The sequence below is a fragment of the Microbacterium sp. NPDC055521 genome (assembly GCF_053619695.1).
The window spans coordinates 9,588-28,641 of sequence record NZ_JBSHJX010000005.1; the positions used below are offsets into that span (position 1 = coordinate 9,588).

Annotated in this window: 18 protein-coding genes; 11 read left to right on the plus strand and 7 right to left on the minus strand. The window is 70.7% G+C overall.

Features of this window, described 5'->3' with window-relative positions; genetic code table 11:
- Nucleotides 1-424 precede the first annotated feature (424 nt).
- Entirely contained in the window at nt 425-2,416 is a 1,992-nt protein-coding gene (locus ACWGSM_RS06715; protein WP_452322156.1) for a YhgE/Pip domain-containing protein, read from the minus strand.
- A complete protein-coding gene (locus ACWGSM_RS06720) occupies nt 2,413-5,139 on the minus strand; it encodes an efflux RND transporter permease subunit (protein ID WP_452322157.1) in 2,727 nt (908 codons plus the stop codon). Before ACWGSM_RS06720 ends, ACWGSM_RS06715 begins: the two co-directional genes overlap by 4 nt.
- A gap of 104 nt (nt 5,140-5,243) precedes the next feature.
- Between ACWGSM_RS06720 and ACWGSM_RS06725 the strand changes: the two genes are divergently transcribed.
- Nucleotides 5,244-5,855, plus strand: coding sequence for a TetR/AcrR family transcriptional regulator (locus ACWGSM_RS06725; RefSeq protein WP_452322158.1), 612 nt, complete (start codon nt 5,244-5,246; stop codon nt 5,853-5,855).
- Here the strand turns inward: ACWGSM_RS06725 and ACWGSM_RS06730 are convergent.
- Nucleotides 5,852-6,838 carry an o-succinylbenzoate synthase gene (locus ACWGSM_RS06730; protein ID WP_452322159.1) on the minus strand — a complete coding sequence of 329 codons (987 nt, stop codon included), beginning with the start codon at nt 6,836-6,838 and terminating at the stop codon, nt 5,852-5,854. The two genes, ACWGSM_RS06725 and ACWGSM_RS06730, sit on opposite strands and share 4 nt — an antisense overlap.
- A 107-nt stretch (nt 6,839-6,945) precedes the next feature.
- Here ACWGSM_RS06730 and ACWGSM_RS06735 point away from each other — a divergent pair, with 107 nt between their 5' ends.
- Both ACWGSM_RS06735 and ACWGSM_RS06740 read left to right on the plus strand, forming a co-directional pair.
- Nucleotides 6,946-7,281, plus strand: coding sequence for a PadR family transcriptional regulator (locus tag ACWGSM_RS06735; protein WP_452322160.1), 336 nt, complete (start codon nt 6,946-6,948; stop codon nt 7,279-7,281).
- A gap of 1 nt (nt 7,282) precedes the next feature.
- Complete coding sequence (locus ACWGSM_RS06740; RefSeq protein WP_452322161.1) at nt 7,283-8,239, plus strand: permease prefix domain 1-containing protein; 957 nt, start codon at nt 7,283-7,285, stop codon at nt 8,237-8,239.
- Between the two features lie 193 nt (nt 8,240-8,432).
- Here ACWGSM_RS06740 and ACWGSM_RS06745 read toward each other — a convergent pair whose 3' ends face one another.
- Nucleotides 8,433-9,131 (minus strand): peptidylprolyl isomerase, encoded by a 699-nt coding sequence (locus ACWGSM_RS06745; RefSeq protein WP_452322162.1) that lies wholly within the window; start codon nt 9,129-9,131, stop codon nt 8,433-8,435.
- A gap of 71 nt (nt 9,132-9,202) precedes the next feature.
- On the opposite strand from ACWGSM_RS06745, the gene ACWGSM_RS06750 reads away from it, so the two are divergent.
- From ACWGSM_RS06750 to ACWGSM_RS06785, 8 genes are all read left to right on the plus strand, one after another.
- Nucleotides 9,203-10,114 carry a 1,4-dihydroxy-2-naphthoyl-CoA synthase gene (locus ACWGSM_RS06750; RefSeq protein WP_452322163.1) on the plus strand — a complete coding sequence of 304 codons (912 nt, stop codon included), beginning with the start codon at nt 9,203-9,205 and terminating at the stop codon, nt 10,112-10,114.
- A 13-nt stretch (nt 10,115-10,127) separates the two neighbouring features.
- Entirely contained in the window at nt 10,128-11,252 is a 1,125-nt protein-coding gene (locus ACWGSM_RS06755; protein ID WP_452322319.1) for an AMP-binding protein, read from the plus strand.
- 158 nt (nt 11,253-11,410) lie between these two features.
- Entirely contained in the window at nt 11,411-12,625 is a 1,215-nt protein-coding gene (locus tag ACWGSM_RS06760; protein WP_452322164.1) for a sensor histidine kinase, read from the plus strand.
- Nucleotides 12,626-12,652: 27 nt separating this feature from the next.
- Nucleotides 12,653-13,288, plus strand: a complete 636-nt coding sequence (locus ACWGSM_RS06765; RefSeq protein ID WP_452322165.1) for a response regulator — start codon at nt 12,653-12,655, stop codon at nt 13,286-13,288.
- A gap of 102 nt (nt 13,289-13,390) precedes the next feature.
- The gene (locus ACWGSM_RS06770; protein WP_452322166.1) at nt 13,391-14,152 is read left to right on the plus strand and encodes an ABC transporter ATP-binding protein; all 762 of its coding nucleotides are present in this window, start codon (nt 13,391-13,393) and stop codon (nt 14,150-14,152) included.
- A 17-nt stretch (nt 14,153-14,169) separates the two neighbouring features.
- Nucleotides 14,170-15,618 carry an FtsX-like permease family protein gene (locus ACWGSM_RS06775; protein ID WP_452322320.1) on the plus strand — a complete coding sequence of 483 codons (1,449 nt, stop codon included), beginning with the start codon at nt 14,170-14,172 and terminating at the stop codon, nt 15,616-15,618.
- Between the two features lie 27 nt (nt 15,619-15,645).
- A complete protein-coding gene (locus tag ACWGSM_RS06780; protein WP_452322167.1) occupies nt 15,646-16,326 on the plus strand; it encodes a 2-phosphosulfolactate phosphatase in 681 nt (226 codons plus the stop codon).
- Nucleotides 16,327-16,481: 155 nt separating this feature from the next.
- The gene (locus ACWGSM_RS06785) at nt 16,482-16,856 is read left to right on the plus strand and encodes a DUF3054 domain-containing protein (protein WP_452322168.1); all 375 of its coding nucleotides are present in this window, start codon (nt 16,482-16,484) and stop codon (nt 16,854-16,856) included.
- 99 nt (nt 16,857-16,955) lie between these two features.
- On the opposite strand, the gene ACWGSM_RS06790 is transcribed toward ACWGSM_RS06785, so the two are convergent.
- The 3 genes from ACWGSM_RS06790 to ACWGSM_RS06800 all read right to left on the minus strand — a co-directional run bounded on the left by ACWGSM_RS06790 (nt 16,956) and on the right by ACWGSM_RS06800 (nt 18,984).
- Complete coding sequence (locus ACWGSM_RS06790) at nt 16,956-17,444, minus strand: SprT-like domain-containing protein (RefSeq protein WP_452322169.1); 489 nt, start codon at nt 17,442-17,444, stop codon at nt 16,956-16,958.
- A 34-nt stretch (nt 17,445-17,478) separates the two neighbouring features.
- Nucleotides 17,479-18,009 (minus strand): hypothetical protein, encoded by a 531-nt coding sequence (locus ACWGSM_RS06795; RefSeq protein WP_452322170.1) that lies wholly within the window; start codon nt 18,007-18,009, stop codon nt 17,479-17,481.
- 105 nt (nt 18,010-18,114) lie between these two features.
- Entirely contained in the window at nt 18,115-18,984 is an 870-nt protein-coding gene (locus tag ACWGSM_RS06800) for a spermidine synthase (protein ID WP_452322171.1), read from the minus strand.
- Nucleotides 18,985-19,054: the final 70 nt, after the last annotated feature.

Here is a 19,054-nt window from a genome sequence, read left to right on the forward strand (position 1 = left end):
GGTAGGGGAACGCGCGGAGGTAGGAAGATATCCGCTGATTCGTCCTACCTGGGCGCGTTGGCCTACCTCGGGCGAGTGATCAGGTCGGGCAGTGAGCTTGTGCGGATGCTGGGGACCCGGGGTGCCCCGGCGGGCGGACCTTCCCCGGTCCGGTGCCTCGCTCGCGGCGGTGCCTCTTGCGCCCGCGCGGAGGTAGGGGAACGCGCGGAGGTAGGAAGATACCCGCTGATTCGTCCTACCTGGGCGCGTTGGCCTACCTCGGATGAGTGCGGCTCCGCGAACGGGCATTCCCACGAGGCGAGAGCCCGAGAGCGAGACCGCACGGACGCAGGCGAACAAGCGAGGGTAGGACGCGGATGGTCGGATCCGTCCTACCCTCGTGTGTTCGCCTGAGCCCGAAGAGTCAGGCGGCAGAACCCGGATGCTACGCGGCGGCCAGCACGGCCTTCGCGGAAGTCGTGCGCCGGGTCGCCACGGCGATGGTCGCCATACCGAGCGAGAGCACCGCCCAGACGACCAGGCCGGCGAAGGCGGCGCCGCTCGGCTCGATCAGTCCGCTCAGCGCGGGTGCCGTAGGCATCGCGGCTCCGAGACTCGCGAGCCAGTCGGGAACCGTCGAGATGAGACTTGTCGCGAATGCCAGCACGCCGACCAGCGCGCTGATCCAGCGACCGATGCCGCCGAGCACGGCGACGAGCGCCTGGTTGACCGCCGCGAACGCGATGCCGGCGACCACAGCGAAGCCCGCGAAGCCCCACCATGTTGCGGCGTCGTACTGCACGACGAGCTGCACCACCAGCGAGACCAGCAGACCCTGAGCCGCGCCGATCACCGCGGCAGGCCAGTAGCCGCGCAGCACCATGCCGGCCGACGAGCGGCGCGACGTGAGCGCGCGGCCCGGAACAGCCCGCAGCACGACGAACGACGCCAGCGCGCCGAACCACAGCACGACCGCCGACAGCAGGGGAATCGTCGCCGGTCCGAAGAAGTCGTTCGAGTCGGAACTCGAGGTGACCGGGTCGGCGATCACCGAGGCGAGCGACGTCGACTGCTCGTCGTCGAACGAGGGCAGCGAGGTCGAGGCGGTGTGCAGGCCCTCGGCGAGATCGCCGGTGCCGGATGCCAGCTGGTCGAGTCCGCCGCTGAGCTCACGAGCCCCGCCACCGAGGGCGGTGATGCCGTCCCCGAGCTGCGAGGCGCCCGAGGCGAGGCCGGATGCCCCGGTCGCCGACTGCCCGACGCCGTCGGCGAGCTGCCCGAGTCCGCCGCCGAGCTGGGATGCCGCCGTGCCGGCCGTCCGCAGCTGCCCGGCGATGGCCTTCGGTGCTTCGGCGCTCAGCTGTGTGAGTCCGTCCGCTGTTCCCGCGGCGGCCTGAGCGGCACCAGCCGCGCCGGCTTGCAGAGCAGGGAGACCCTCCTGCTGATCGGTTTGGAGCATCTGCAGCGCACCACAGACCTGGTCCCCGGAAGGGTCGACTCCGGGTGCCCGGGTCGAGCACAGCGCGACGAGGTCGTCGATGCCACCCGAGAGCTTCGCGACTCCGCTGTTCACCCCTGCGGTGGCCTGCTTCGCTCCGTTTGCGGCGTCCAGCAGCTGACCCGGCACCAGCCCACCGTTCTCCAGCTCCGCCGCACCCGAGATCAGACCCTGCCCGAGCTGCGTGGCACCCGAACCCGCCTCGCGTGCCTTGCCTGCGATCGTGTTCAGGCCACCGGCCAATTCACCCGCGCCGTCCGCGAGCTTGTTCGCCCCGTCGGCCAGCTGCGCCGCACCACCGGGGATCTCGGCGGCGCCGTCCGCTGCCGAACGTGCACCGTCGGCGAGCTGGTCGGCGCCGTCGGCGGCATCGCCGATCTGGTCGCCGATGGTCTTGAAGCCGATCAGCACGTTGCCGACCGTCGCCTCGCTCACCATCGTGCCGAGGGTCGACGCGGCGACGGAGGCGATCTGCTGGCTGATCAGCCCGTCAGCCACGCGGCCGTCGGGCGGTGTCGTCACGCTGATCTCGGCCTGCTCTGCCGAACCGTCGCCGTCCTGCAAGGCGACGCCCGCCGAGGTCGCGTCCTTCGAGAACGACTTCGGGATCGTCACGACCGCCTGATACCGGCCATCGGCCATGCCCTCGGCCGCGTCATCCTCGTTCGAGATGACCCACGTCAGGTTCGAGTCGAGCTCATCCGAGCCCTCCACGAGACCGGCGGCGAGCTGGCGGCCGAGCGGGGTGTACTGCCCGTCGATCGTGACCGGCTTGTCGAGGTTGACGACCGCGGCGGTCATCTCCTCGAGCCGGTCGGTCGGGTTGTGCAGGGCCGCTACGAGGATCCCGCCGATCATCGCGGGCAGCAGCAGCACGCCGATCAGGGTCAGCCAGGTGATCGGCCGGCGCGAGCGTGCGCGTTCGATGGGGAGAGTCATGCGGTCACCTCGGTCGAGTCGGAGGTCGGGATGTCTGTGCTCTCGCGCAGATCGGAGACGGATGCCACGGATCGGCCGGCATCGGCGAGGAGGCGCTGCGCGGCATCCGGGTCGGTCGTGGTGAAGATGACCGCGAGGTCGTCGCCGGCGTCGCGCAGCCGCGCGGTCAGCTGATCGCGATCGGATGCCGAGATGCGCTCGACTCCGTCGAGGACCACGAGGCCGGTCCGTCCGCGCAGCGCTTCGCCGAGCTGGGCGCGGGCGTCCTGCCCGTCGAGCAGGGCCACGCCGACGTGCGCGCGCACCCACGCCGAGCGGCCGGGCAGCAGATGCCCGGTGACGCGCAGCTTTCCGGCATCCGGCTTCACCCGTCCTGCCAGCACGAGAGCGAGGGTGCGCAGGGCGTGACGCGTCGTGCCGGTGACGACCAGCGCACCTCCCGGCGCAAGCCGCAGATGCGCGCCGTGGATGCCGGCGTCGTCGACGACCAGATCGTCGGCGGCGAGGATGCTGTCGTCACCCGGCCACGCGTCGAGCGCGCGCTCGCGCTCGACCGCCTCGCCCTCGATGTCGACGTGCGGCAGGATGCGCTGCATCCACCGCGGGATGCTCCATGCGCGGTCGCCGAGGATCGCCATCACCGCGGGAATCAGCGTCATGCGTACGACGAAGGCGTCGATCGCGATGCCCGCCGCGAGCCCCAGCGCGATCGGCTTGAGCGACGAGTCCCCCTCCGGCACGAACGCGACGAAGACAGCGAACATGATGAGTGCCGCGGCAGTCACGACTCGGGCCGTGCCCGAGAAGCCTGAGCGCACGGCCTCGACAGCCTGGGCGCGGCCCGAGCCCTTCGAGTGCACGAAGTCCTCGCGCATTCGCGAGACGAGGAACACCTGGTAGTCCATCGCCAGACCGAACAGCACGCCCATGAGCACGATCGGCATGAAGCTGATGATCGGGCCGGTTCGCGCCACGTGCAGGGCGTCGGCGAACCACCCCCACTCGAACACGGCGGCGACGACCCCGAAGGCGGCGAGGATCGAGAGCAGGTAGCCGATCGCGGCGGTGATCGGGACCCAGATCGAGCGGAACACGATGGCGAGCAGGATCAGCGACAGGCCGATCACGAAGACTCCGAACGGCAGCAGTGCGGCGCCGAGCTGGTCGGAGATGTCGATCGCGACGGCGGTGAACCCGGTGACCTTCAGGTCGATGCCGTACTCGTTGAGCCACTCGTCGTGGTGGGAGCGCAGCTCGCGCACGAGGTCGCTGGTCGCGGCGTCGTCCGGCGCCGTCTTGGGGATGATCTGCACGATGCCGGTGTCGGCCGTCTCGTTCGGCGTGGCGAGAGCGACCTCGCGCACACCGGGGAGCTTCTCGACCTCGTCGCCGAGCTCCTGCATGAGGTTCAGCGGGTCGGTGGAGGTGACGATCGTGCCGGTGAGGATCAGCGGGCCGTTGAAACCGGGACCGAACTCCTCGGCGGTGAGGTCGTAGCTGACCCGTGCCTCCGACCCCTTGGGCAGCACGCCGGCGTTGGGCAGGGCGAGATTGAGGCTGAGAGCCGGGATCGCCACGATGCCGAGGCCGACGATCACGGCCGAGGCGACGATGATCGGACGCTTCGTGATGGCATCCACCCAGCGGCGCGAGAAGGTGGGGCGCGGTGCGGCATCCGCCTTCCGGTGCGCACGACGCGGCCGACCCGCGACGCGGCCTTTCAGGAGCCCGAGCATCGCGGGTGTGAGCGTGACCGAGATCGCGACGGCGATCGCGACGGCGACGGAGGCGGCGATGCCCATCGTGGTCAGGAACGGGATGCCCGCGAAGCCGAGCCCGATCAGGGCGATGAGCACGGTGACGCCGGCGAACACGACGGCGGAGCCCGCCGTGCCCACGGCGCGGGCCGCCGACTCCTCCGGGTGGATGCCGTCGCGCACCTGGTCCTGGTGGCGCGCGACGATGAACAGCGCATAGTCGATTCCGACCGCGAGGCCGAGCATGAGCGCGAGCAGGGGAGTGGTCGACGAGACGGTCGCGAAGGCCGTGGCGGCGAAGATGCCGGCCATCGAGATGCCGACGCCGAGCACGGCGGTCAGCAGCGGCAGACCCGCGACGACGAACGAGCGGAAGGTGACGATCAGCACGAGCAGGGCGATGAGCAATCCGATCGCCTCGGTGATCGTCACGGTGGGGATCGACGAGGCGAACAGGTCGCCGCCGAGAGCCGTCTGCGATCCGTCCGGCAGCGCCGCGCCGAGGTCGTCGACCTGCTGCTGCAGCTCGTCTTTGACGCTGTCGGGCACATCGGTCGACTGCCCGTCGAACTGCAGGCGCACGATGGCGGCGGTCTTCTCGGCGTTGATCATGCCGGAGATGTTCTCGTCGTAGGGCGAGGTCACGGCGAGCACGCCGTCGATGCGCTCGAGATCCCGGACGGTGCTCTCGATGCCGTCGCGGTAGCCGGCATCGGTGATGTCATCGCCGTCCGCTGCCACCACGATGAACTGGGCGTTTGTGCCGCTCACCTGCGGGAAGGTGCGCTGCAGCTGCTCGAGTCCGGCCTGCGACTCGGTGCCGGGGATCGAGAACGTGTTGTCGGTGCCCGCGCCGAGCCCCAGGGCGCCGCCGCCGGCCACGCCGAGCACGATCAGCCAGGCGACGAGCACACGCCAGGGGTGGCGGAACGACCAGCGGCCGAGCGAGGAGAGAAGGGTGGACACGCGGCCTCCGCAGAATCTCGATACACAGATGTATTGAATACGTAGATGTATCGTAAGGGCATCGGGGTGCCGGATGCTGTGCGCCCGATGTGAAGGAGGAGTCGATGTCGACGACGCGGAGCCGTGAGAACACCCGCGCGCGCCTGCTCGAGGCGGCTGCGCAGGTGTTCGCCGAGGTCGGTCTCGAGGGTGCCACCGTCGAGGCGGTCTGCGAGCGGGCGGGCTTCACCCGCGGCGCGTTCTATTCGAACTTCGACTCGAAGGACGCCCTGTTCCTCGAGCTCGCCGCCTCGGTCGGTGAGGCCCGCCTGCAGGCCGTGCGCGAGCGCGTCTCGGCCCTCGTCGGCGAGAACGCCATCGACGACTGCGACCCGGCCGACCTCGTGCAGCAGATCATGGACTCCGGGGCCGACGACCGCATGGGCGTGATGATGATGAGCGAGATCCGCATCCGCGCGCTGCGCGACCCGTCGTTCGCCGCGGCCTACCTCGCGCAGGAGAACGAGATGATGCACAGCATCGTCGCGATCATCCAGGAGATCGTCGAGTCCGGGCAGATCGCCCTGCGCATCGACGCGGAGGAGGCGGCCCGGCTGCTGATGATCGTGTGGGAGGGGATGAGCGTGCGCAGCGCTATGAACGGCGACGATTCCCACCGCCTGCGCCGCGCGGGCAGCGAGGCCCTCGGCCGGATGGTCGAGCTGATCCGGGCCTAGTCGTCGCCGCGGGCATCCAGCACGGCGTGGCAGCGTTCCAGTCGCGCCAGCCACCACTCGCGCCGGTCGGTCGGCGCTTCCAGGCGCGCCAGCGCCGTGGCATCCGGAATCACCCGCGCGGCCGACACCGACCCGCCCACCGGGCGCGCGTCGGCGACGTCGTCGGCGAACAGCGACGCGGTGCCGAGTCCGCAGTCGAACTCGAGTGCCGGGAGGGATGCCGCCAGCGCCGCGCCCTGTGACAGACCGACCGCGGTGTCGAGCGCGCTCGAGACGACCGCCGGCAGGCCGGCGTGGGCGACGATGTCGAGCGCGCGCCGGATGCCGCCGAGCGGCTGCGCCTTGATGACGATCAGGTCCGCGGCACGGGCCCGCGCGACGGCCAGCGGGTCGTCGTCCTTGCGGATGCTCTCGTCGGCCGCGATCGGGATGCCCATGTGCTTCACGCGGCGACGCAGATCCGCGAGCTCGCCGACCGACGCGCAGGGCTGCTCGGCGTACTCCAGATCGAACTCCGCCAGGGCGTGGATCGCGCGCTCGGCCTCGTCGACGTTCCAGCCGGCGTTCGCGTCGATGCGGATCCGGCCCTCGGGCCCCATCTGCTCGCGCACGGCGCACACGCGGGCGATGTCGTCGGCGAGCACCTGGCCGTGTTCGGCCACCTTGACCTTGGCGGTGCGGCATCCGTCGAACCGGGCGAGCACCTCCGGCACGCGCGCCGCCTCGACGGCGGGCACGGTGGCGTTGACGGGGACCCGGTCGCGAAGAGGCGCGGGCTGCTCGTGCCAGGCGAAGTCGATGGCCGCGGAGAGCCAGGTCGTGGCCTCGGCATCCGCGTACTCGACGAAGGGGGAGAACTCCGCCCAGCCCTGCGGGCCCTCGAACAGCACCGCCTCGCGCACGTCGACGCCGCGGAAGCGGGTGTTCATTGGCAGGGCGACCACCCGGGCGGTGGCGAGCAGGTCGGCGAGCGGCGGTGTCATGCGTCCATCATGCCTGCACGGGGTCCCGCCCGGACGCTCTCTACTCGAGGCGTTGGGCATCAATATGTCATTGACAATGGTGTGTATTACACAATATAGTGATCGACATGAGCGAGAACGAGTTCGACGGTCATCTGCAGGAGCTGCGGCGCGGCACGATCGTGCTCGCCAGCCTGCAGCTGCTGCGCACCCCGGGCTATGGGTACGGGCTGCTCGAGCAGCTGGCATCCGCCTGTTTCCCCACCGACGCGAACACGCTCTACCCGCTGCTGCGCCGACTCGAGAAGCAGGGCTATCTCGACAGCGAGTGGAACACCGACGAGGCGAGGCCTCGCAAGTTCTACCGCACCTCCGAGGCGGGCGTCCGCCTCGCCACGACCTTGACTCAGGAGGTCGCGGCCATCGCCGCCGCGACCGCCGCGCTCCGCGACGAGGAGAACTGACATGACCGCCACACTGACCGACCGGTACATCGCCGCCACCGTGCGCAGCCTTCCCGCGGGACTGCAGACGGAGGTGCGCGACGAACTGCGCGCCTCGATCGCGGATGCCGTCGATGCGCGTACTGAGAACGGCGAGCCGCTCGAGCACGCCGAGCATGCCGTGCTCACCGAGCTGGGTGACCCCGCGGCGCTCGCCGCCGGGTACGCCGACCGGCCGCTGCACCTGATCGGGCCGAAGTACTACCTGACCTGGTGGCGGCTGCTGAAGATCCTGCTCGCCGTCGTGCCCGCCTGCTCCTTCGGCGGGGTCGCGATCGCGCAGGCGCTGGCGGGTGCGGGAATCGGCGAGATCATCGGCGAGGCGATCGTCGTCGTGCTCTCGGTGATCGTGCACGTGTCGTTCTGGACCACTCTGGTCTTCTTCGTGCTCGAGCGCACCGGCGCCGACGCCGGCGCGAAGTGGAGCCTCGACCAGCTGCCCGAAGACCCGCACGACGGCACCGGTCGCGCCGACCTGATCGTCTCGCTGGTCATGCTCGCGCTGTTCGCCGGGGCGGTGCTGTGGGACCAGCTGCGCGGCTGGGCGCCCTCCGCGGGCGAGCCGCTGTCGATTCTCAACCCCGCTCTGTGGCCCTGGGGCATCGGCGCTCTGCTCGCCCTGCTGGTCGCCGAGGCGGCGCTTGCGATCGCCGTCCACGCCCGCGGACATTGGACTATGACTTTCGCGTGGATCAACGCGGCGCTGGCCGCAGTCGTGATGGTGCTCGGGCTGACCGCTCTCGTGCGGGGTGCGCTGTACAACCCGCGCTTCGTCGACGAGGTGTTCGCGGGCAACGGCGTGAATGACGACGCGTTGATCGTGCTCGCGGTTCTCACCGGCTTCGCGATCGTGGGCATCACGCTCGGCGACATGATCGACGGCTGGCGCAAGGCCGCCCGCGCCCGCCTGGCCCGCTGATCCGCGGCCGCCCTCCCGCCGGCGTTCGCCCCCACGCGTTCGCACCCACCCGCGAGCGTCGAGACCCCCAGATGTCGAGACCTCCGGATAACGCCGAGACCCCCACCTGCGGACGTTCCGAAGTGGGGGTCTCGGCGCAGAAGTGGGGGTCTCGGCGCAGAAGAAAGCGCCGGGGCGGCGGCGGATGCCGGGGTCAGCCCGTCGTGACGCTCTCGATCACGACGGGGGTCTTCGGAGCTCCGTCGGATCCGCCGTCGGCGGTTCCGGCGGCGGCGACGTCGGCCACGACCGCGGTGGATGCCTCGTCGAGGTGACCGAACACGGCGTAGTTCGGCGGCAGCTGGCTGTCGGCGTAGACGATGAAGAACTGGGAGCCATTCGTGTCGGGCCCGGCGTTCGCCATCGCGAGCGTGCCGGCCTCATACGTCTCCGACCCGTCGAGCTCGTCGGCGAACGAGTAGCCCGGGCCACCCGTTCCCTTGGCGCTCGGGTCGCCGCACTGCAGCACGAAGATGCCGTCGGTGGTGAGGCGGTGGCAGGTCGTGCCGTCGAAATAGCCCTGCTCGGCGAGTGAGAGGAAGCTGTTCACGGTGCACGGCGTCTTCGCCGCGTCGAGCGTCATCTTCAGCTGGCCGACACCCGTCGCGACCGTGATGGGCACCTCGGCGGTCTCGGAAGGCTCAGCAGCGGGCGCGTCGACCTTCTTCGACGCCGGGCGCCCGTCTTCTGGATAGGAGCAGGTTCCGGATGCCTCGGTCGCGGACGACGACGGCGCGGGGCCCGATGAGCCCGAATCTGCGGCATCCGGATTCGACGCGCAGCCCGTCAGGGCGAGCGCCGCAGCGGCGGTGAGAGCGAGCACGGAACGGCGGAGGTGAGTTGTCAGGCGCACGCCACGATCGTACGCGAGCCGACCATGGGGGTCCGGTCGCACCTGTCCGGCGGTTGATTAGGCTGAGAGCCGTGACCGCCGACTTCGTCTCCGACATCTTCGACCCGTCCGAGTGGCAGCTCGCGCCCGGTGCCGAGGACTACACCGACATCACCGCGCACGTGTCGCGCGACGGGGGAGTCGCGCGCATCGCGTTCGACCGGCCCGAGGTGCGCAACGCGTTTCGCCCGCACACGGTCGACGAGCTCTACCGGGCCCTCGACATCGCTCGGCAGGCTCCCCGCATCGGCGCCGTGCTGCTCACCGGCAACGGCCCGAGCCCGAAGGACGGCGGCTGGGCGTTCTGCTCGGGCGGCGACCAGCGCATCCGCGGCCGCGACGGATACAAGTACAGCGAGTCCACGACCGAGGTGCACGACACTGCGCGCGCCGGGCGTCTGCACATCCTCGAGGTGCAGCGGCTGATCCGGTTCATGCCCAAGGTCGTCATCGCCGTCGTCCCGGGGTGGGCCGCCGGTGGCGGACACTCGCTGCACGTCGTGTGCGATCTCACCATTGCGAGCGCCGAGCACGGCCGGTTCAAGCAGACGGATGCCGACGTGGGCAGCTTCGACGCCGGCTACGGCTCGGCGTACATGGCGCGCCAGACGGGGCAGAAGATCGCCCGCGAGGTGTTCTTCCTCGCCGAGGAGTACTCAGCGCAGCGCGCCTACGAGATGGGTGCGGTGAACCGCGTCGTGCCGCATGCCGACCTCGAGCGGGAGGCGCTGGCGATGGCCCGCACGATCCTGACCAAGTCGCCCACCGCGATCCGGATGCTGAAGTTCGCCTTCAACGCCGTCGACGATGGGCTCGTCGGGCAGCAGGTGTTCGCCGGCGAGGCCACCCGCCTCGCATACGGCACCGATGAGGCCGTCGAAGGCCGCGACTCGTTCCTGCAGAAGCGCGACCCGGACTGGTCGCCCTTCCCGTATCACTTCTGAGCTCATGGCCGGCGTGAGTCTGCGGGTGACCGACGGCACGGACGCCGCCGCGGTGCGGCATGCTCTGCCGGCCACGCTCGACGGATCGAGCCCGCTGGCCCTCGGCTTCGAGCCGTCGCCCGGCGACCTCGTGCCCGACGGAACCGCCGTCGTCATCGCGACCTCCGGCTCGAGTGGGATCCCGAAACGGGTCGTGCTCAGTGCCGCTGCACTGAGCGCGAGCGCGACTGCGACCGCCGCACGGATCGGCTCGGGGCAGTGGATGCTCGCGCTGCCCGCTGCGTACATCGCCGGCGTGCAGGTGCTCGCGCGTTCGCTGCTCGCCGGCCACGAGCCGGTGCTGCTCGACGGTCGGTTCACGGTCGACTCGTTCGTCGACGCGACGGAGCGGATGCGCGACGACGTGCACCGCTTCACTTCGTTCGTGCCGGCCCAGCTGGCCACGCTGCTCGACGCGACGGAGTCACGACCCGAGGTGCGCGCCGCGCTCGGGTCGTATCGGGCGATCCTCGTCGGAGGCCAGGCGCTGCCCGAGCCGCTGCGCGCGCGTGCCGTCGCGGCGGGCGCGCGGATCGTGCGCACCTACGGCTCGAGTGAGACCGCAGGCGGATGCGTGTACGACGGCATCCCGCTCGACGGCGTGCGACTGGCCGAGGTCGGCGGCGAGGTGCGCATCAGCGGACCCATGCTCGCCGACGGATACCTCGGCGACGCCGAGCGCACAGAGCAGGTGTTCATCACCGCCCTCGACGGCGACCGGTGGTACCGCACCGGGGACGCGGGCACGATCGGGGAGGACGGACGTCTCGCCGTCACCGGCCGGATCGACAACGTGATTGTGTCGGGCGGCATCAACGTGTCACTCGACCGCGTCGAGCGGATCGTCCGCGGCATCCCAGGCCTGGAGCAGGCGGTCGTCGTCGGCATGCCGGATGAGCGCTGGGGAGAGGCATCCGTCATCTTCCTCGCCGCCGGCATCGGCGATGTCGAGGAGATGTTCGAGGAGGCCCGTGCTCTCGTCTCGGCCGAGATCGGCCCGCACGCGCGTCCCGCCCAGCTCGAAGTCTCTCCCGAGCTGCCCACCCTGGCATCCGGCAAGCCCGACCGCGAGATTCTGCGCCGGATGGCCCGCGACTGAGCTCGAGGTCCCCCTCCGCAGGTCCCATTTGGCTGCCTCTGGACGCTCGGAGGCGGCCGTTCGGGCCCAGTCCCGCGGCGAGGGATGAGGGGACGCGACGCACCGGGATACATCTGCAGGCGGACGCGCCACGCCTCGCGCTCCCGTAGCGTGAAGGGGTGATCCGCCGCATCCCGACGACCTGGCTCGCACTCGACATCGTCGGGGCGATCGTCGGCCTGCTGATCACGCTGCCGCTCTCGCTGACCTTCAGCGCCGGACAGATGAGCTTCTGGCTGTCAGACACTCGCGCGACAGTCGCGCTCGTCGTCGTGTCGCTGCTGGTCTGGGGCGCCGTGGCGATCAGCCGCCTGACGCCGCCGATCGCCCTGATCCTGGCCTGGGCAGGGGCGCTCCTGCAGATGGCCGCGGGGCTGCCACCGGGGCCGGTCGACGTGGCGATCTTCGGGGTGCTCTTCGCCACATCCGCCTGGGGCACGAAGCAGATGCTCTGGCTCGGCGGAGCCTCGGCCGTCGGTGGGGGAGTGCTCGGCGGTCTCTACATCGGCCTCCTGCAGTACGACTTCGGCACGATCACGGCCCCCGCGCCCATCGAGATGCGCCTGCTTCTGCTCAGTGTGACCATGGGCCTGACAATCGTGCTGTCGCTGGCCTTGGCCTGGGGTGCCGGCCTGCTGTGGCGGCTGGTGCGGCAGAGCAGCGCGAACCGCGAGGCGCAGCAGCGCGCCGAGAGAGCCGCTGCCGAAGAGCAGGAGCGGGTGCGCATCGCCCGCGACATGCATGACATCGTGGCGCACTCCCTCGCCGTGGTCATCGCGCAGTCCGACGGTGCGCGCTACGCCGCGGCAGCGAAGCCCGAGCTCGCTCAGGAGGCGCTGGTCACGATCGCGCAGACCGCACGTGGCGCGCTGTCGGATGTGCGGATGCTGCTCACCCAGCTGCGTCATCGGCAGGGAGACGGCCCGCAGCCCACGCTCGCCGACCTCGAAGCCCTGTTCGCCCAGGTGCGGCAGGCCGGCGTCGAGCCGCGGGTGACGGTCGACCCGATGCCGCCGGCTGAGCCACCGGGGGCGATCCAGCTCGCCGTCTACCGCATCCTGCAGGAGGCGCTCACCAACGCGATCCGCCACGGCGGGGGCGATGTCGATGTGCGTCTGTCGTGGTTCGCGGATCGGGTCGAGGTCGCCGTGCGCAACCGCATCCCGCCGTCGAAGCAGGCCATGCCGGGCGGGCCACCCGCCAACACCGGCGGGCATGGACTCATCGGCATGCGCGAGCGTGCGCAGCTGGCCGGCGGATCGCTTACGGTGCAACATGAACCGGCCTGGTTCACGGTGCGCGCTACGCTTCCGATCGGCCCCTCGGCGAACTGAGTGGCCGAAGACGACCAGGAGGTCCAGATGATCAGGGTCGTGCTCGTCGACGATCAGGCGCTGTTCCGCGCGGGCGTGCGGATGCTCGTCTCGTCGCAGCCCGACATGGATGTCGTCGGCGAAGCCGGTGACGGCAGGGAGGCGCTCGAGGTCATCGCCCGCACTCGCCCCGACGTGGTGCTGATGGACATCCGGATGCCTGTGATGGACGGCCTGACGGCCGCCGCCGAGCTGCTCGCCCAGCCCGACCCGCCGCGGGTCGTCATGCTCACCACCTTCGACCTCGACGAAGCGGCGGCGCGGGCGATCCAGCGCGGAGCCAGCGGGTTCCTGCTCAAGGACGCCGACCCCGAGTTCCTGCTCGCAGCCATCCGCACAGTCAAGTCCGGATCGAGTGTGATCGCGGCATCCGCCACCCGCGAGCTGTTCGCGCACTTCACCGCCGAGACGAAACCGGTGCCTCCGGAGTACGCCGATCTCACCGACCGCGAGCGCGAGATCTTCGCCCTTGCCGCGCGGGGACTGTCGAACTCCGAGATCGCGGCGCGCGAATTCCTCAGCGAAGCGACCGTGAAGACCCACATCAGCCGCATCCTCGGCAAGCTGCGCCTCCGCGACCGCGTGCAGCTGGTCGTCTTCGCCTTCGAGCACGGCCTCGCCTGACACGACGTACGCCGACGGCCGCCGCGGATCATCCTCGCGATGTATCCGGATGCCACCCCGGGGCCGATGTGCCGAGGCAGGCCCGGAAAATAGCGTCGAAGCATGGAGATCACCACCTCGGACCTCGGCCTCGCCGCTCGCGTCCAGCACCTCACCAAGACCTACGGAGCCGGAGCCGCCGGCGTCCGCGCGCTCGATGACGTCAGCGTCGGCATCCGTCGCGGTCAGTTCACTGCGATCATGGGCCCGTCCGGATCGGGCAAGTCCACCCTCATGCACATCATGGCCGGCCTCGACGCCCCCACCGAGGGACGCGCATGGATCGGAGACACCGAGATCACCGGCCTCGGCGACCTGGAGATGACCGTTCTGCGCCGTCGTCGCGTCGGGTTCATCTTCCAGGCGTTCAACCTCGTACCCACCCTCGACGCGCTCGGCAACATCCTGCTGCCCTTCGAGCTCGACGGGCGCCGGCCGACAGTCATCGAGCGGGCGCGCATCGACGGTCTCGTGGAGCGCCTCGGCTTGGCATCCCGACTCACGCACCGGCCGCACGAGCTCTCGGGCGGACAGCAGCAGCGCGTCGCGATCGCCCGCGCGCTCGCCACCGCTCCCGACCTCGTCTTCGCCGACGAGCCGACCGGGAACCTCGACTCCCGCAGCGGACGAGAGGTGCTCGGGCTGCTCGCGAGCGCGAGCCGCGAGCACGGACAGTCGATCGCGATGGTGACGCACGACGCGATCGCCGCGAGTCACGCCGACCGCGTGCTGTTCCTCGGTGACGGCCGCATCACCGCCGACCACCCGAAGCAGACCGCCGAGCAGATCGCCGCGCACATGCTCGCCGCGGAGGTGGCGGCGTGAGCGCGTCTGCAGCGACGATGTCGCGTCTCGAGCAGAACCGCCCGGCCGCGGGTCGCCTCGGCTGGCTGCGCGAGCGGGGGATGGGAGCCACCGTTCTCGTGTCGGCGCTCGCCGCCGCCTTCGGCGTGATCCTCGTCGAGGTGACCGCCTACATCGGCGCGGTGCTGCAGTCCGATCCGTTCATCGGCGACAGCGAGGTGCTCGCGATCGTCGTGGCCATCCTGTCGGTGCTGCTGGTCGGGGTCGCGATGTACGTGGCGGCGATCGTCACCGCGAACACCTTTTCGACGATCATCGCCGGGCGCACGCGGCGCATCGCTCTGCTGCGCCTGATCGGCGCTTCGGCTCGCTCGCAGCGTGCCGAGGTCACCGGGCAGGGGTTCGTGGTCGGCCTGATCGGCGCGGGAATCGGTCTGGTGATCGGCGTCGGCTTCTCGGCACTCGGGATGATGGTCGGCGATGCCGTGCTCGACGGCGCCTCCGACGACTTCACCCTTGTGCAGCTCGGGGTGCTCTTCCCTGTGGTGGGCGTGGCGCTGACGACATGGCTCGCCGCCTGGATCGGTTCGCGGCGCGTGCTCACCGTCACCCCGCTGCAGGCGCTCGGCGGTTCGGTCGAGCGCACGCACGACGAAGAGGTGAGCCGTCGCGGCAAGCACGTCGGAGCCCTGGTGCTGATCGTGGCCGGAGTGGCGCTCCTCGTCGCGGGTGTGCTGCTCGGTCTCGTCACACCGCTCGGTGTGGTCGTGGCGTTCTTCGGCGGACTGTTCTCGTTCACCGGCTTGGCGACCGCGTCGCCGCTGTTCATGCCGCCGGTGCTGCGCCTGGTCGGGCGGCTGTTCGGCGCAGGGCCGACCGCCCGACTCGCGGCGGAGAACGCGCTGCGGCATCCCGAGCGGTCGAGCCGCATGGCCATCGGCGTGGTCATGGGGGTGGCGCTGGTGACGATGTTCGCCGTCGCTCTCGAGTCGGTCAAGGCGCTGCTGCTGCGCCAGAGCGAGGGGGAGTTCGTCGAGGGCTTCTTCGCTCCGATGGACGCGTTCGCGAGCATCATGATGGTGCTGGTCGCCGTGTCTGCGGTGATCGCTGCCGTCGGCCTGGTCAACCTGCTCACCATCGGGGTGGTGCAGCGCCGCCGCGAACTGGGGCTGCTGCGCGCGATCGGCCTGACCTCGACCCAGGTGCGCCGGATGGTGCTGCTCGAGGCGGTGCACATCACGGTCGCCGCGACCCTGACCGGTCTCGTCCTCGGCATCGCCTACGGCTGGATCGCCGCGCAGTCGCTGCTCGGATCGGTGCCCGTGCTGCCCGACTTCGAGCCGGCCGGGCTCGTGTACCCCGCGGTGCCGTGGATCCCCGTGGCGATCATCGTCGGCGCGACCGCCGTGCTGACCGTCGTCGCTGCCGTGACCCCGACTCGGCTGGCGACCCGGGTCGCTCCGGTCGAGGCGCTCGCCGCCGACTGAGTTCGGTTCCCGGATTAGGCTTGGTGGATGCCCTCCCCGTTCGATCAGTCCTCGTACCAGGTGCGCCTCGACTGGGGAACGCAGGGGCTCGCGCGCCTCGCGCCCGCCGACGTCGTGATCGTCGTCGACGTGCTCCGCTTCTCGTCCACACTCGCCGACGCGGTGGCCGCCGGGCAGCGGATCGCGCTGACGGATGCCGTGTCGTGGTCGACGAACGGCGCGGCGGTCGCCACGGCCGCGTCGGCTCCGGCCGGCCCGGATGCCCGTCCCGCGACCGTCCTGGTCGGCGGCACCCGCAATGCGGCCGCGACCGCCCGCGCGGTGGTGACCGTGCAGGAGCGCCAGGGCGCCCGCGCCTCGGTGTCGATCATCGCGGCGGGCGAGCTCGCACCCACCGGTGAGCTGCGCTTCGCGGTGGAGGACCAGCTCGGCGCAGGGGCGATCATCGCCGCACTGTGCGACCTCGGCATCGACCACTCGTCGCCCGAGGCGGCTGCGGCGGCCGAGGCGTTCCGCGCGCTGAGACCAGGACTGCGGCACATGCTCATCGGCAGCGCCTCCGGTCGCGAGCTGGTCGACGGCGTGGCATCCACCGCCCGCATGCAGGCTGCCGGTGTGCGTCCGGCGACCACCGCCGAGGCGGCGGAACTGGATGCGGTCGACACTGTCCCGGTGCTGCGCGAGGGCGTGTTCGAGCGGTTCAGCTGACGGCACCCTCGGAAGTCTCAGGCCGTTCGGTCGTGGCTCGCATGTCGCGAGGGCGGCGCGCCGCGGGCATCCGGTTCGGTCTGGGATTCCCGACACAGGGCGATGACGCCGCGCGGCATCGGCAGCGCCGGCATGCGGCGGCATAGGGTCGGAACATGAGGTTTCTCCCCGCGGTCATCGTCGACGCCGTGTTCGTGCTCGTGTTCGCGGCGATCGGCCGCGCATCGCATGATGAGAATCCGCTCGGATTCCTGCTCACGGCCTGGCCGTTCCTCATCGCGCTCCTCATCGGGCACGGCCTCGCCGCGTTCGTTCCCGCCCGCCCGCGACGACCGTGGACGCTGGGCTGGGGCGTGATCGTCTGGATCGTGACGGTGGCCGGAGGGATGCTGCTGCGCATCGCCACCGGCGACACCGCCGAGACCCCGTTCATCATCGTCGCCTCGCTGGTGCTCGCCGCCCTGCTGCTCGGCTGGCGGCTGATCGCCCTTCTCGCGCGACGCTATCGCTCATCGCGCGCCGCAGACTGACTCCCGTAGCCGCCTGAAAATCAGGGGATCACCTGAAACGCAGGATGGATGCCGCGAGGCGATCCTGCGTTCCGGGCGAAGTCCTGCGTTTCGCGCGGCTCAGCGGGGCAGCTGCGCGGCGAGCCGATCGGCGGCGGTGATCTCGCGACGGCGCCACTCGAACAGGAAGCGCCGGTCGAAGCGGCGAGAGCACTTCGCGCACGACGTCTCGCGCGCCGGGCGGCGATGACGATATGCGACGTGACCCGAGGGGCACTGCCCGATCCACGGGGCGAGCTCGGTCGCCGTCTCGCCGTGATGGGTGGCTCCGCCGACGTATCCCAGCGACCGGGCGATGCGCTTCCATACCGGGCCGTGGCCCGCCGCGTGACCCGCCAGCGCGTGGGCGACCTCGTGCAGCAGGGTCTGATGGATCTCGTCGTCGTCGAACCGGGCGGCGAGATAGCGCGACACCGAGATGCGTCGCCGCTGGTAGTCGCACAGCCCCGCACGGCGCTTGGCGTTGTCGAAGTCGAACGACCACGATTCGTCGAGGTGCATCCGGATCAGCGCGTCTCCCCAGACGCGGACGCGATTCAGATCGGCCATGTGATCAGAGTAAGACCAGGCGCCGACATCGGCTCTAGACGAACGCGTCGGCTTCCATCGCGCTACGACGCTCGGCGGCCTCGATGGCGCGCAGCGCCTTCTCGAGATCCGAGTCGTCGGCGCCTGCCTCGCGGCGCAGGAACAGCGAGCGCTTGAAGCTCTCACGCGCCTGCTCGAAGTCCCGCACCTCGTACGCGTTCTTGCCGTGGTGCTGATGCGCGAAGGCGGCGATTCCCGCCCAGCCCTGCCCCTCGGCCTCGTTGGCGCACGTCGCGAGCTCCTGCGCCGCCGCCGCGTTCGCGCCCCGGTTCTGCAGCACTGTGGCATGCAGCACGCGGGCGCGCAGCAGGTCTTTGCGAGTTCCGGCCATGCGAGCCTGACGCACCGTCTCAGCGGCGAGCTCGAGCGCCTCGTCGAGCCGGTCGAGCACCTTCAGCAGCCACACGCGCTCGAGCAGCACAGGCAGGCTGCGCTGATTCTCGATCTCGGTCAGGCGGGCCAGGCACTCGCGCGGATCCACCAGCTCCCGGAGGGTTTCTGGGTCGTAACCCTGGATCAAATTCACGACTGCTGGCTCCCTTCTGCGACCGTCGTCCCAGTCTGCCTCGCCGACCTGAGAACCGGGTCGAGGCTCGCCCTGAGACGGCGGGATCGACCCGCTCGCCGAGCCTCAGCGCAGGAAGATGCTCGCGTCGGGGCGGGGGGATGCCACGGCATCCGCGTCGGTGACGATCGCCGCGCCCTGCGCGAACGCCGCGACCTCGGCATCCTGGGCGATCTTCGCCGGATGCGGGCCCGCGGCCAGCAGCCGGGGCAGCCACTCGGTCGGCAGCGGAGCGCGAGACGCGGCCAGCACGAGGTTGCCGAACCGCCGGCCCTTCAGCACCTGTGTGTCGGCGAGCAGCGCGACCTCGTCGAACACGCTCGTCGCCGTCGCCACCTGACGGCGGGCGAACGCGAGCCCCGGCCCGTCGGCGACGTTCACCAGCAGCACGCCCGACGGCGCGAGCAGGTCGGCGATCTCGCGGTAGAACTCGACGCTGGTCAGGTGCGCGGGCGTCTGCGCGCCCGAGAACACGTCCGAGACGACGAGATCGCAGCGTCCGGTGAGCGCGGGCGGCAGCCGCTGCAGCCCTTCGCGCGCGTCGCCGATCCGGATGCGGATCGCCGCCGACCGCGGCAGAGGCAGGTGCTCGCGCACGAGCGTCACCAGCGGGCCCTCCAGCTCGATCACCTGCTGGCGCGACCCCGGCCGGGTCGCCTCGATGTAGCGGGGGATGGTCAGGGCTCCCGCGCCGAGGTGCACGACGCTGAGCGGGGCGGATGCCGACGAGCCGAGCTGATCGATCACCGCGCCCATCCGCACGATGTACTCGAAGTGCAGGTGGGTCGGATCATCGAGGTCGACATGCGACTGCGGCGTGCCGTCGACGATCAGCTCGAATCCGCTGGCGAACTCGCTCGGCGCCACCTCGGCGATCCCGCCGTGCTCGAGGCGCACCTGCGGGTTCGCCGCATCCCGCGCGCGTGCTCGTCCCATGCTCATCTCCTATGTCGTGCGGTCTGTGGGGTGCAGGTCGCTTGGTCGTGTTCGCGGCGGAGGATAACCG